The 14087-nt window shown below is 68.1% G+C and carries 10 protein-coding genes; 4 read left to right on the forward strand and 6 right to left on the reverse strand.

The features are described from left to right. Positions 1–156: 156 nt before the first annotated feature. Positions 157–792 (reverse strand): hypothetical protein, encoded by a 636-nt coding sequence (locus ABZ807_RS24385; RefSeq protein ID WP_357162254.1) that lies wholly within the window; start codon positions 790–792, stop codon positions 157–159. Between the two features lie 82 nt (positions 793–874). After that, positions 875–1399 carry a DUF4352 domain-containing protein gene (locus ABZ807_RS24390; RefSeq protein WP_357162257.1) on the reverse strand — a complete coding sequence of 175 codons (525 nt, stop codon included), beginning with the start codon at positions 1397–1399 and terminating at the stop codon, positions 875–877. A 99-nt stretch (positions 1400–1498) separates the two neighbouring features. On the opposite strand from ABZ807_RS24390, the gene ABZ807_RS24395 reads away from it, so the two are divergent. Continuing rightward, a complete protein-coding gene (locus ABZ807_RS24395; RefSeq protein WP_357162260.1) occupies positions 1499–3421 on the forward strand; it encodes an N-6 DNA methylase in 1923 nt (640 codons plus the stop codon). A gap of 20 nt (positions 3422–3441) precedes the next feature. Here ABZ807_RS24395 and ABZ807_RS24400 read toward each other — a convergent pair whose 3' ends face one another. From ABZ807_RS24400 to ABZ807_RS24415, 4 genes are read right to left on the reverse strand one after another with little or no spacing between them, the layout of a single operon-like run. Continuing rightward, a complete protein-coding gene (locus ABZ807_RS24400) occupies positions 3442–3837 on the reverse strand; it encodes a hypothetical protein (protein ID WP_357162263.1) in 396 nt (131 codons plus the stop codon). Beyond that, entirely contained in the window at positions 3834–4046 is a 213-nt protein-coding gene (locus ABZ807_RS24405; RefSeq protein WP_357162266.1) for a type II toxin-antitoxin system HicA family toxin, read from the reverse strand. The genes ABZ807_RS24400 and ABZ807_RS24405 overlap by 4 nt, the downstream gene beginning before the upstream one ends. Positions 4047–4102: 56 nt before the next feature. After that, positions 4103–4504: a hypothetical protein gene (locus ABZ807_RS24410; RefSeq protein ID WP_357162269.1), complete on the reverse strand. Its 402-nt coding sequence runs from the start codon at positions 4502–4504 to the stop codon at positions 4103–4105. Next, complete coding sequence (locus tag ABZ807_RS24415) at positions 4501–4812, reverse strand: hypothetical protein (protein ID WP_357162272.1); 312 nt, start codon at positions 4810–4812, stop codon at positions 4501–4503. Before ABZ807_RS24415 ends, ABZ807_RS24410 begins: the two co-directional genes overlap by 4 nt. A 161-nt stretch (positions 4813–4973) precedes the next feature. Here ABZ807_RS24415 and ABZ807_RS24420 point away from each other — a divergent pair, with 161 nt between their 5' ends. The 3 genes from ABZ807_RS24420 to ABZ807_RS24430 are packed head-to-tail and all read left to right on the forward strand — an operon-like array spanning position 4974 to position 13766. After that, a complete protein-coding gene (locus ABZ807_RS24420) occupies positions 4974–6038 on the forward strand; it encodes a serine/threonine-protein kinase (RefSeq protein ID WP_357162275.1) in 1065 nt (354 codons plus the stop codon). Positions 6039–6051: 13 nt separating this feature from the next. After that, positions 6052–8853, forward strand: coding sequence for a helicase-related protein (locus ABZ807_RS24425; RefSeq protein WP_357162278.1), 2802 nt, complete (start codon positions 6052–6054; stop codon positions 8851–8853). Next, the gene (locus ABZ807_RS24430; RefSeq protein WP_357162281.1) at positions 8850–13766 is read left to right on the forward strand and encodes a class I SAM-dependent DNA methyltransferase; all 4917 of its coding nucleotides are present in this window, start codon (positions 8850–8852) and stop codon (positions 13764–13766) included. Before ABZ807_RS24425 ends, ABZ807_RS24430 begins: the two co-directional genes overlap by 4 nt. Positions 13767–14087 lie beyond the last annotated feature (321 nt).

A 14087-nucleotide genomic window follows, 5' to 3' on the forward strand; every position in this document is an offset into this window, starting at 1 on the left:
GCTGAGGAAGGTGGGACCTGCCCATGCGGTGGGCGACATAGGCGTGGAGAGGGCGGCATCGTGACGGGCGAGGATCATGGTCGTCTCCAGTCGCGTGGTGCCTGCGGGCCGACGTGCGCCAGCCCGCCTCAACGAGCGGTGGATGAGTGTGGTGCGTCAGAGCTCCGACACCGAGGTCACGACAGCGGTCAGCTTGTCGGCGGAGCGCTTGGTGCTCGCCATCTCCTCCTCCTGCACCGAGGCGGAGTCGCCCGTGACCTCGAAGGTGTTGATGATCGGATCCTCGGCGCCCTTGACCTCGTAGGTCACCTCGTAGGTCGTGGACGGATCGAGTCCCGCACCGGAATAGGTGACGTCGATCCGATAGGTGATGTTGCAGCCGGCGCTGCCGAAGCATTGCTTGCGCAGGATCTTGACCTTGAGCTTGAAGTCGCTCTTCGTCGGCGCGTCGTAGGTGGGGACGGCGGGAGCGGTCGAGGCAGGCGCAGTCGACGGGGGCGCCGTGGTGGTCGCGACGCCAGCCGGAGCGGTGGTGAGGCTCGGCATGGCGGAAGACGCCGCGGCGTTGACGCCCTGCTCCGAGTCGCCGTCGCTGAGGGCGGCGATGCCGACGCCTCCACAGCAGAGCGCGATGACGAGGGCGAGTCCACCCACGGCCCAGGCTCGAGCGTGGGATTGCTTGGCGGCTACAGGGACGCCCGGCAGCGGCATGGCGGAAGTCGGAGTCGTCGCCGGCTGCTGCGGCGTTACGGCGGGCTGGTTGGGCGGCGTCGGGGCGGTCGGGTCGGTCATGGTGAGGCTCCTTCTGTGAACCGGTGGGGGTGTGAACAGCCGGGGCGGGGTGCTGCCCCGCCCCGGGCTTGAGCGGGAGAGGTCAGCCGAGCGCGACGTCGACGCCGCCGGAGAAGGGCGAGTCGTGCAGTTCGAGCTTGGCGAGCTTGACGTTCTTGGGGATGTCGAAGACGACGACGCCGCTGACCTGGTTGCCGGGGTTGATGTCGTTGAGGAAGGTCTCGGCGTTCTTGTTGGCGTAGATGGCGGCGCCACCGTCGGCGGAGTACTCGGTGCCGTCGGCCGCGTACGCCTTCTGGCTGCTGCCGTCGAACATCTGCGCCTCCTTGCCGATGTTTTTGACGTTGATGGTGACCAGGCAGAACTGGCCCTGCGCCTTCTCGCCGAGCAGGTCGGTGCCGACCTTGGCGACGCCGCACTTGGCGGACTTGACCGTGAACTCGAACTTGCCGTCCCGGGCCGGCTGGCCGACCTTGGCGGTCTTCGCCGGGGTGTCTCCGCCCTTGCCGCCGTCGCCAGAGCTCTTGGACGTCTCGGTGGCGCCGGAGCCGCAGCCCAGCGCGACGAGGCCGGTGGCGATCAGGGCGAGAGTGGTGGTCTTGCGCATTGTTGTCCTCCAAGTGTGAACGTTGCGGCGTCAATGAGAGCATCATCTGTGAACCCTGTCAACGAACATGATGCTTGACAGGTGTGACACACTTCGGAGGTGCAGGAAACTCCGACCATCACGGCAGCGGAGATCGCCCGGCTCGCCGGGGTCGGTCGGGCCGCGGTCAGCAACTGGCGCAAACGGCACGCCGACTTCCCCGCCCCGGTGGGCGGCACCGCGGCCAGCCCCGAGTTCGACCTGATCCAGGTCGAGCAGTGGCTCCGCGGCCAGGGCAAGCTCCCCGAGCTCGCCACCGCCGACCGGCTCTGGCGGCATCTCGCCGCGGCCAGCGACTCTCCGGCCGCCGGCCTCGCCGCCGTTGGTGCCCTGCTGCTGGCCCGCCAGCGCGGCGAGCGCCCCCGGCGGGGCCAGGCCGACGCGCACCTCGCGCCCCTGCTGCCCGACGTCGACGCCCTGGCTGACGAGCTGGGCCCGCAGGGCGCGTTCGACGAGCTGCGGCAGCGGTTCTCCGCACCAGGGCCCGGCCGCCCCTTCGCCACCCCCGACGACCTGGCCGACCTCATGGTCGGGCTTGCCGACATCGGCGCTGGCTCCGTCGTCGACCCCGCCGCCGGCTCCGGCGCTACCCTGCGGGCCGCCGTCCGCGCCGGCTGCACCTCCGCGTACGGGCAGGAACTCGACGAGGACCTCGGCACGCTCGCCCGACTCTGGCTGGCCCTGCGCGAGGTGCCAGGAGAGGTCGTCGTCGGGGATTCATTGCGCGCCGACGCCTTCGCCGGTCGCGCCTTCGACGCGGTCGTCTGCCACCCACCGTTCGGCGCCACCAACTGGGGCGACGAGGAACTCGGTCACGATCCCCGCTGGATTGTCGGCACCACACCACGTACCGAACCGGAGCTGGCCTGGGCGCAACACGCCCTCGCGCACCTGCGGGTCGGCGGGCACGCCGTCCTGCTGATGCCACCCACGGTGGCCAGCCGGCGGGCCGGCAAACGGATCCGCGCCGAACTGCTGCGCCGGGGCCATCTGCGCGCCGTGATCGCGCTGCCGCCGGGGGTGGCCGCGCCGCACGGCGTACCGCTGCACCTGTGGGTGTTGCGGCGGGCCGCGGCCGACGCGCCGCCACCGGCGCGGGCGCTGCTGGTCGATGCCGCCGGTGGCGACCTGGCCGAGACCGCACCGCGCGTGCTGGCCGCGTGGCGGGCCTTCACCGCCGCCCCGGACGCCGAGGTCGAGGAGGCCGGCTTCGCGCGCGCGGTGCCGGTCATCGAGCTGCTCGACGAGGAGGTCGACCTCACCCCCGCGCGCCGGCAACCCGCTGTCGGGGGCGAGGCGTCGGGAGAACATTTGGTACGCACCAGGGAGCGGCTGGCCGCCGTCGTCGGCGACCTGTCGGCGCTGATGCCGCAGGTCACGCCCGCGCCCGAGGGCCCGGACGGGCAGTTCCTGTCGGTGGGGGAGCTCGCCCGGGCCGGGGCGCTGCAACTGATCGGCCCGATTCGTGCCGCATCAGCAGAGGGTGGCGAGGTGCAGGCGGGCGGGCTGCGGGTGCTGACCGTGCAGGACGTGCTGAGCGGCGAAGGCCCCTCCGGACGGGACGACGGCAAGCTCGGCCAGGCGGTCCGGCTCGCGGTCGGGGACGTGGTGGTGCCGATGATCGCCCGGCAGCTCACCGCCCGGGTGGTCACCGCCGAGGGGGCGCTGCTGGGACGCAACCTCTACCTGCTGCGGCCCAACCCGGCGGCGCTGGACTCGTGGTTCCTGGCCGGACAGTTGCGGACATCGGCGAACGAGAAGCAGGCGTCGAGCCTGTCGGGGACGCTGCGGTTCGACATCCGGCGGGCGCAGGTACGGCGGCTGCCGCTGGACGAGCAGCGCGTGCACGGGGAGGCGTTCCAGCGGCTGGACGCGTTTGAGTCGGCAATCCGACAGGCGGCGTCGCTCGGCGCGGAACTCGCGCAGCTGACGGCGGATGGACTGGCGCGAGGCTCACTCCGCCCCGACGGGAACTCGCGATGACTCAGTCCTTTGGGGGGTGGTCATGCCGAGCGGCGCTCGCGGGCCTCGGCGAGGATCTGCTGAGCGCGCTGGTGGGAGAGCTTCAGAGCCACCGCGAGTTCACGGACGGACAGCCCGGCCTCGTGGGCTTCCCGAACCACGGCGCGAAACTCGTCGGCGGCCAGATCGCGCAGTCGGTCAGCTTCGTCCCGCAGCTGACGGGCGTGATCGCGTCGTTGGGCAAGCTCGCCCGGCAGCGCGACGTCCAGGTCGATGGTGAAGGCGTCCGGGGCGACGTCGACCCAGGTTGCGATCAGGTCTCGTGCCATCTCGTCTGCCTCGGTGAGCTTTCGGGCCTGGGTCATGATGTCGAGCTCCGGCACCCTCAGGAGCCAGAACTTGCCTTCGCGGTTGGCGTGGACCCGATAGCTCTTCATGACAACCACCTCTGCGGCAGGCAGGACAGCTTCTTCTCAATGTTCGCCACCACACCCGCCGAGATGGTGGTGTGCCGAGGGACGGGCACCTGGTGGTGCCCGCACGGGCAGACCCAGATGTCATGCTGCCCACCCGATCGGAGCCAGGCACAGTCGTGCTTGGTCATGGCCGACTCGATGTCGCGGCGCTTCATTGACTTGAACACCACGAGCCTAGCCTATGTCGACTAGACGAAGGATGCCTAGCCCAGCTAGACGCGATGGGTCAGACCTCGAGGATCTCCCAGCCCTCGCCGAGCACGATGCGGATCTGGTCGGGCCGCGAGGTGATGACCCCCGCCTGGTTGGCCAGCGCCACCCAGGCCGCGTGCCCGGCGCCGAGCCGGCCGGTGTGCCGGGCCATGCTGCCGATGGTCGGCGCCTCGTCGTCGTTGTCGAGGTCCAGCGCGGGCTGCACGGTACGCACGGCGGGGTTGCGGCGCAGCATCCGCAGCAGCTCGTGCTCGCCCGGGTCGAGGAGGCTGTACGCCTCGAGCAGGCAGGCCAGTGGCACCGCCACCGTGCCCTCGGCATCTGCCACCCCGACGACCGTTTCGCCGACGGCCGGCACCCCGTGCACGTACGCCAGCAGCGCCCCGGTGTCGAGCACCCAGTACGGCCGGCTCACGCCGCCGAGCGCCGGTCCAGCTGTGCCCGCAGCTCGTCGGCCGGGCGGCCCAGCAGCTCCGCCACCCGGGCGATGGCAGCCTCGCGAGCCTCCGGCGTGACCTCGCGGGCAGCCAGCCGCTGCGCGGCGCCAATCGGGTCGTACGGGAACTCGCCGTGGCCCGCAGCCCGCAACGCGGCCCGCATGTCGTCGGATACCCGACGCCGGCGCAGCGCCTCGGTGACGTACGCGGAAACCTGGCGGGCGGGGAGCGCGTCCAGTTGCTCGGCCACGTCATCAGGTACGGAGATCGTCACACGCCGACTCATACACCGTAGGGTACCGATGTATGAATCCACTGACCAGCGCGAACTCGCCGTTTGGTCACTAGCCCCATGATCGTCCAACGTTGTACGGTCATGCGTCCGCCAGGTGTGGGGCCGGCAGCGCGGACCAGCAGTTCAGATGGGTGTCATCGTGAGGGGGCGGGATGACGCTGAGCGCCATCGGTGGCTTCGAGCTGATCAAGCCACTCGGCTCGGGCGGCATGGGCGAGGTCTACTTCGCCGTGTCTCCGACCGCGGATCGGGTCGCGCTCAAGGTGATCAAGCAGCACCTGATTGAGGCGCCGACCGTCCGGGAACGCTTCGCCGCCGAGGTCGACAACCTCAGGCTGGTCTTCGGTTCCCGGGTGGCTCGCCTAGAGGACGCCGACCCGTACGGCGAACCGGCCTGGCTTGCCGTGGAGTATGTGCCCGGTGCCACGCTGCGCCAGCACGTCGATGCCCACGGACCGCTGCCGTTGCCGTTGGCGGCCATGGCCGGGGCGATGCTCGCCGACGGTCTGGTCAAGGTGCACCAGGTCGGCCTCCTGCACCGCGATCTGAAGCCGCAGAACATCATCCTCGGCCCGGACGGCCCGAAGCTCATCGATTTCGGTCTCGCGGTGCTCATCGATCGCAACGACTACCTGACCGAGCCCGGCGCCCTGGTCGGCACGCCGGCCTACATGTCACCCGAGCAGGTGCAGGGCGAGCGGGAGCTGACCTCGGCGGTCGACATCTACGGCCTGGCCGCGACGTTGGTCTTCGCCCTCACCGGCCACGGGCTCTATCCGCCGACGAACTCGTGGAACCTGCTGCTGCGCATCACCGAACCGGCCGACCTTCCCGACCTGTCCGGCGTGCCGGCCGAGCTGGTGCAGGTGCTCGGCGCGATGCTGGCCCACGACCCCGGAGCCCGGCCCGGACTCGACGACGTCCGCACCTGGTTGTTGGCGGTCGCCACCGCGAGCAGCGGCAAGAGTGTTCTCGACCTCCGGAAGGAGGTCGCCGACCTCACCTTCGACGGTGACACCGAGCTGCACGTCCCGCCCGATCGGCAGGACCCGCGGCAGGACCCGGAAGGCACCGCGGTCGCCGAGGAGAAAACTGCCCCGGTGCCGGAGACGACGCCCACCAAGGTCGACCCCGAGCGGTCCGCCGACCAGCGCCCCGACGTGACGTGGTTGGTCGAGAAGATCCGCCGCCAGTACGCCCGCCGCTCGACCCTGTAGGAAGGCTCCACCGATGACCACCTCCCAGGATGCGACCTTCGCCCCGGGCTCCCGCATCGTCGTACGGGACGAGGAGTGGCTGGTCCGCAGCGTGAAGACCGGCACAGCGGACGGCACGATGATCAAAGCTGTCGGCGTGTCCGAGTTCGTGCAGGACGTCGAGGCGACCTTCTTCACCGCCCTCGAACAGATCACGCCACTGGTCCCCGAGGAGACGGAACTCGTCCAGGACACCTCGTCGCGGTTCCGGCAGAGTCGACTCTTCCTGGAGGCCGTGCTCCGGCGTACCCCGCTGCCGCGTACCGAGCGGGGTCTGGCACTGGCCGACCGGTTCCTGCTCGACCCGCTGACCTACCAGCAGCGCCCGGTCGAGCTGGCCCTGTCCGGCCTGCGGCCGCGGATCCTGCTCGCCGACGTGGTCGGCCTGGGCAAGACCCTGGAGATCGGGCTGATCCTCGCCGAACTGATCCGCCGCGGCCGGGGTGATCGCATCCTGGTGGTCTCCCCGCAGCAGGTGCTGGAGCAGTTCCAGCGGGAACTGTGGACCCGGTTCGCCATCCCGCTCGTCCGGCTCGACTCCACCGGCATCCAGCGCATCCAACAGGAGATCCCCGCCGGCCGGAACCCGTTCACCTACTTCAAGCGGGCCATCATCTCGGTCGACACCCTCAAGGACGCCGGCCAGTTCGGCCACCACCTCGACGCGACGGCCTGGGACATCGTGGTCATCGACGAGTCGCACAACCTGATCAACAAGGGCACCCAGCGCAACGAGCTGGCCCGCCGGCTCGCCGCGAAGACCGACGCCCTGCTGCTGGCCAGCGCCACCCCGCACAACGGTGACAAGGAGTCCTTCGCCCGGTTGATCTCGCTGCTCGACCCGGCGGCCATCGCCAACGAGAAGGACTACCAGGCCAAGGACATCGCCCACCTCTACCTGCGCCGCACGAAGATCAGCCCGGAGGTACGCGACCAGATCGGCGACCGCTGGGCCGATCGTGGCCCGTCCCAGGCGGTGCACTGCACGGCCGGCGCTGTCGAGGAGCAGATCTTCGACGAGCTGACCGACGTGTGGCTGGCCGGCAAGTGGAACGACGAGGCGATCACCGGCCAGCACCGGCTCTTCCCGTACACCTTGTTGAAGTCCTTCCTGTCCTCGCACCGCGCGCTGCACGAGACGGTGACCAACCGGCGCAAGAAGGCCACGGGCACCGAGCGGGCAGCCCTCGACCGGCTCGCAAAGCTGACCTCGGCGATGACCGACCGGGACTCCAGCAAGCTCCAGCGGCTCGTCAATGAGCTGAAGAAGATCGGCGTCGGCAAGGGCAGCGACATGCGGGCGGTGGTCTTCTCCGAGCGGGTGCCGACCATCAAGTGGCTCGCCGAGGTCGTCCCGGGCATGCTCGGCCTCAAGCCGAACGCCGTCCGGGTGCTGCACGGCGGGGTCGCGGACAAAGACGAGCAGACCATCCTCCAGGAGTTCGAGCTGGCCGGCAGCGAGGTACGGCTGCTCTTCACCGGCGACGTCGCCTCCGAGGGCGTCAACCTGCACCAGCAGTGCCACCACCTGGTCCACTACGACATCCCGTGGAGCCTGATCCGGATCGAGCAGCGCAACGGTCGCGTCGACCGCTACGGGCAGAAACACCAGCCCCAGTTCCACGCGATGCTCCTCACCTCCGAACGGGAGGACGCGAAGGACGACCGCACGGTCTCCAAGAAACTCCTCGACCGGGAAGAGACTGCCCACCGCACCCTTGGCAGCGTCGGGGCGGCCACCGGCCTCTACGACGACAAGGCCGAGACGGACCGGCTGGTCCGTGACCTGCTCGCCGGCAGGACGGTGGAGGAGTCCTACGACGCCGCCCACGCAGAGATCGACGTGATGGCCGACCTGTTCGGTGAGGTGGGCACCGCGCCCGTGGCGGCGGACGTGCCGCGCGCCCAGGTGCCGAAGCTCTTCGACTCCACCGAGAGTTTCGTCGACGCCGCCCTGTACGAGATTTACGAGGACCGGCCCGAGGACCACATCGACCTGCGCCGCGAGGACGAGCTGCTGACCTTCCTCGCCCCCGACGACCTGGTGCACCGGCTCACCGACCTGCCGCGGTCCTACCTGCGCGCCCACCGGGAGGGCGAGGACCTGCGGCTCAAGGTCACCTTCGACCGTACGCTCGCCCAGCGGAAGCTCGACCAGGCCCGGCAGAGCAAGACCCCGATGTGGCCGGAGATCGCCTTCCTCAGCGACGTGCACCCGATGGTCGACTGGCTGGTCGACAAGGTGCTGATCCGGCTCGGCCGCCAGCAGGCCCCGGTGCTCACCGCCGACGTCACCGCCCCGGTCTTCCTGATCCAGGGCGTCTACGCCAACCGCCTCGGCCAACCCACCGTCGTCCAGTGGATGGCCGTCTCCGGCCTCCCCGCCTCGCCGACCATCCGGCCGATGGACGAGGTGCTCCGCGAAGCGAACATCGGCCCGACGATGGTCAACCGCGCCGAGGCCGTCGCGCTCGACCCACTGAAGGAGCTGCTGCCGCACGCTGTCAGCGCCGCCCGGGGTCACCTGGCGGACAAGCGGGCCGAGTGGGCCGAGGCCAACGCCGAGCCGTTGCGCAGGTACCGCGAGCAGCTGACCACCTTCCAGCAGGCCAGCCTCCTCGACGAGCTGCCCGGCGCACACCGCGAGAAGCGGCGGCAGCGTGTCGACGCCACCGTCCAGGAGCAGCACGACCTGCTCGACCGTTTGGAAACCGCCGGCGACCCGCTGCTGCGGGTCCTCGCCGTCCTCGTACCGTCCCCGGGGAGTGCCGCATGAGCTTCGAGTCGCTGACCAACCGCGGCGAATACCTCTCCGCGCACTACCTCGCCGAGATCCTGCCCACCACCCTCAAGAGCAGCGAGCTGGTCAAGCGCTGGACCGCGGCGGAGAAGAGCGGCGAGCAGACGCCGCGCACGAAGCTGCGCGGGATGCGCCGGGGCTACTTCGACGCGAAGACCGAGCTGACCGACGTCGACTTCTTCGACCCGGAGCGGTTGCGCAAGCAGCACCAGGACGTGCTGCGGGCGCTCGCCTTCGAGCCGCAGCCGCAGACCATCACCGTCGAACGGTCCGGCCAGGAGCACGAGATCCGGGTCGCCCACGCCGAGCTGAACACCGCGCACGGCGTCGTCGCGCTCGACTGCGGGTGGGCCGTCGACACCGAGGCCGCCCAGGACCCGGACGACGCCGGCCGCCTGCTCGACCCGGTCACCCTCTCGGGCACCGATACCATCACCACCGGCGCGAAGCTCGCCTCCTGGCTCTTCGCCGCCGACACCAACCCGCCCCGCTACGTGCTCATTCTCAGCGGCGGCGTGATCACCCTCGCCGACCGCAGCGCCTGGGGCGAGGGCCGCTACCTGGCCGTCAGCCTCGACACCGCGTACGCCCGCAACGACGACAAGGAATTCGACGTCGTCGCGGCGCTGTTCGGCGCCGACTCGCTGCGCCCGCCCGCCGAGGGTGGCACCGAACCCCTCGCCGACCTGGTCGCCGGCTCCCGCCAGCACGCCGTCGGCGTCTCCAGCGAACTCCGCGAAGGCTTGAAGGTCTCCGTCGAACTCATCGCCAACGAGGTCCTCGACCGGATCCGGCAGGCCGGCTACCAGCCGCAGCAGGTGATGGACCTGGACGAGCTGGCCAAGGAACTCGGCCGCGAAGCCCTGCGCTACCTCTACCGGATCCTGTTCCTGCTCTATGCCGAGGCCCGCCCCGAACTGGGCGTGCTCCCGGTCAACGACCCCCAGTACGTCGAGGGCTACAGCCTCGCCCGCATCGGCGACCTCGTCTCCCGCCGGCTCGCCCCGTCCGGCGAGGGCGGCTTGCACCTGTACGAGTCGCTCGACCTGCTCTTCCGCATGGTCAACGAGGGGCATCGGCCGCGCGGCGGCGCGGAGATCGAGGAGAAGGCCAGCGAAGGGGAGGGCCTGCGCTTCGAGCCGATGCGGTCCGACCTCTTCCTGCCGGAGAAGACCAAGCTCATCGGCCGACTCATCGCCGAACCCGGCAGCGACCCCGACGACGCGCACGGCCCGAAGATCGACACCCGGCTGCGCAACAAGGTCCTCTACGAGGTGCTGCGCCGGCTGATGCTCACCAAGGGCGGCAAGAAGCGCCGCGGCGGCTTTATCTCGTACGCCCAGCTCGGCATCAACCAGCTCGGCGCGGTCTACGAGGGGCTGATGTCCTACACCGGCTTCGTCGCCACCGAGCAGCTCTACGAGGTGGCCAAGAACGGCGACCCCAAGGACGGCTCGTGGATGATCCCGGCCTCCAAGACCGACGAGTACGAGGACAGCGTCTTCGTCTACAAGGAGAACGCCTACACCGGCGTTCGCAGCCGGGTCTGCTACGAGCCGGGCCAGTTCGTCTACCGGCTCGCCGGCCGGGACCGGCAGACCAGCGCCTCCTACTACACCCCGCAGTCGCTGACCGAGGTCACCGTCCAGCTCGCCCTGAAGTACCGCCTCGACCAGGACGGCACGGTGACGAAGGCGCGCGAGCTGCTGGACTGGACGATCTGCGAGCCGGCGCTCGGCTCCGGCGCGTTCCTCAACGAGGCGATCAACCAGGTCGCCGCGGAATACCTGCGCCGCCGGCAGAAGGAACTGGAGGTGACCCTCGACCCCGAGGACTACCACCTCGAACTCCAGCAGGTGAAGGCGTACATCGCGCTGCACAACTGCTACGGCGTCGACCTCAACCGCACCGCCGTCGAACTGGCCGAGGTCTCGCTCTGGCTCAACGTCATGCACGCCGGCCTCCAGGCCCCCTGGTTCGGCCTGCACCTCCAGCGCGGCAACTCGCTCATCGGCTGTGGACGCAAGCTCTACGACCCGAAGCAGCTCGCCGACAAGTCGTGGCTCACCACCGCGCCGGCGGAGAGGCCGTTCCGGGACGGGCCGATTGACGAGGGCGGCATCCACCACTTCCTGCTCCCCGCCGACGGGTGGGGCGCGGTCGCGGGGGAGCGGGAGGCCCGCGAGCTGGCCCCGGAGGATACCGCCAAGCTCAAGGCATGGCGTACGGCGATGAAGCGCACGCCATCCGCCAAGGGGAAGATCTCGCAGGTCAAGCGCTTGCAGGCGCTGGCCCGGCGGGTCGAGTTCCTGTGGGGCCTGGTGCAGCAGCGGCTCGCCATCTCGGAGCGGGAGATCCGCCGCGACATCACGGTCTGGGGCGCTGAGGACCTGCCATCGGCGGCCGGTGCGGTGTCGCGGGAGAAGGTTCTCGCCGACCTGACCGCGCCCGGCACGCCGTACTGGCGGCTCAAGACGCTGATGGACGTGTGGTGCGCGCTGTGGTTTTGGCCGCTCGACAAGGTCGGCCTCCTCGACGGCTCCGACCCGGCGTACCCGGCCGCGCCCGTCCAGGTGTCGCACGTCAAGGACGTGCCGGCGTACGAGGAGCCGGCTGCCTACGAGGTTGCGGACTTCTTCGGGAACGTGCAGCCGCAGCAGATGAAGCTGCCGACCAAGGCGACCGGCACCCGGCGGATGACCGTGGCGGAACAACTCCGGCAGCAGGTGCCGCTGACCAACCTCGACGACTGGCTCACCTTCGCCGAAGCGCTCATCGGCCGGAGCGACGCGGACGAGCACACCGAGAGGTTCTACGGCCGGACGCTCACGAGCCTGAGCGACATGAGCGAGTTCGAGCAGAAGCTCGACGGGGTTATCGGCGTCGACGCGCCGTGGACCCTCTCCGATCGGTTTCCCTGGCTCCTCACCGCCGACCAGATCGCCGACCAGCAGGGCTTCTTCCACTGGGAACTGACCTTCGCCCAGGCGTTCGCCAAGGGCGGCTTCGACCTACAAGTCGGTAATCCGCCCTGGGTTCGGCCTCGCTGGGAGCCAGATACTGTGCTTGCCGAGACTGAACCATGGTTCAAGCTCATTGAAAAGTCGTCGACCGAACAATGGCAAGGGCGGGTACAAGGCCTGTTTGCAGCATCAGCTGCGCGCTTGGACTTTCTGCGTGAATTCTCAGACAGTTGCGGTGTGGTCACCTTTCTTGGTGCTGCCGCGACTTACCCGCTTCTGGTCGGAACTCAACCGGACCTTTATCGTGCAATGATGTGTCAAGTGTGGCGCCATTCCAATCCGAAGGGCACCTCGGGGATGATTCATCCTGATACCCACCTTGGTGGGGTGAAAGAGGGGCGACTTCGGGCGGCATCGTATGCGCGACTGCGAGTACATGGAAGTTTCGTTAACGGGGCTAATTGGGCCTTTATTGACGCTGTTCGGAGTCTGGAGTTTGGTGTCCATATCTATGGGGCGAGGCAGGGCATTCACTTCAAACACCTTAGCCGGCTGTACAGTGCATCGACGCTTCCGGCGTCGATATCGCATGATGGTAACGGTGAGCCCCCTAGACTGAAATATCGCGGTAAGTGGGATACTCGACCTCATAGGTCGCGGGTCCTAGACATTGATCCTGAGTTGTTGAGCGAGTGGCGTTTGCTTAAAGGAGAGGTTGATGCATCGATTGACCAGGTGCAGATCCTCTACCCGATCACGACTCATGAAGCGGGGGCGGTGTCGGCTCTTGCCAAGTTTGACTACCGCCTGGGGTCGAATTCATTGCGGATTAGTCGAGGTTACGATGAGTCAACCGCCCGGCGAGAGGGCTTAATTCGCTGGGACCAAACGCTGCCTGAGGGGCTAGGGCAAGTCGTATTGCAGGGGCCCCACTTCAGTATTGGGCAGCCGATGGCTAAGCAACCGCGGATCCCCTGTCGCAATAACCGTGACTGGGATTCCTTGAGTCTTGACGCGCTGCCGATCGACTTTGTGCCCATAACTAACTACGTTATGACAGAGGCGGAGGTGTCGAGCCGCTCGGGCCAGGATGACTGGGACGGTCGCCCGTATACGGATTACTTCCGCCTGGCGTGGCGTCGAATGATTCCCTTTAATACTGAGCGATCGCTCTTTGCCGCCATAATCCCGCCTGGACCTGCCCATGTCAACACAATCTGCTCGATGGCTCTTTCTGATCGTGAGATTATGGCGCTTACGGCAGGGTTTTGGGCATCGATCCCCTTAGACTTCTACTTAAGGGTTACTGGTCGATCTGACTTGCATCCTGCAGATGTTCGATCCATGCCGGCGCCTCAACGAGGCCATCCCTTGGCCAGCGCGCTCCTTCTGCGGATTCTCCGCGCGAATTGTGTTACGCGTGCATATACTGAGCTGTGGGAAGAACTGTTCCGGGCAGACTGGTCGCGGGAAGAGTGGGCTGTGCTCTGGGGCTTGCAGGGTCAGGTCGGTGCCGTGCACCATCTTTGGAATCCGTCGGTGCCTCTGCGTAGTGAGCATGCACGACGCTCACTTCTTGTTGAGACCGATGCCTTAGTTGCTGTCTGGCTAGGGATAGGAATCGAAGAGCTGATCGCAGTCCTGCGCTCACGGTACTCGATCTTGGCGGATCGGGAGGATGCGATGTGGTTCGACTGCATGGGTCGCCGGATTGCTGCGGACCCATACGTGTTCGGGAATGGTCAGCGCAAGGGGGATTACGAACAGTTGGTGGCGCACCTGGAAGATCCGGCGCGGAATCCGGTGCCGGAGGGGTACACGGCGCCGTTCTACAAGGCGGATCGGGAGAACGAGTATCGGCAGGCGCATGCCGCGTTCAGCGAGCGGCTTCAGGATGCGATCGACGCGGGCTGGCAGCCTTCATAGCTTGTACCCCTTCTCACTTTCGAGGAGAGCCGATGGCTCCGAGTAACCCCAGAAGGTGCCGCAGTTGTTTAGCCATTGCAATTCGCATCCGGGCGCAAGTTGAGGAGCATGGCGTCATAGACGGGTAAGGGGGCGGAGTCAAACGGTCATCGCGACACCAAGGTAGGATGATCTTGGATGTCGAGTGATTGGGTGATGAATGAGCGGGTCTTCTCCGTTGACGGTTGAGGAACGGGAGACGATCTCTCGGGAGTTGAGCCGGGGCGGTTCTTCAGCGTCGTCTCGGTCGATCGGGAGGTTGCTTGGAAGGCATCATTCGAC

The organism is Micromonospora sp. NPDC047548, from assembly GCF_040642975.1.
Classification (GTDB): Bacteria; Actinomycetota; Actinomycetes; order Mycobacteriales; family Micromonosporaceae; genus Micromonospora.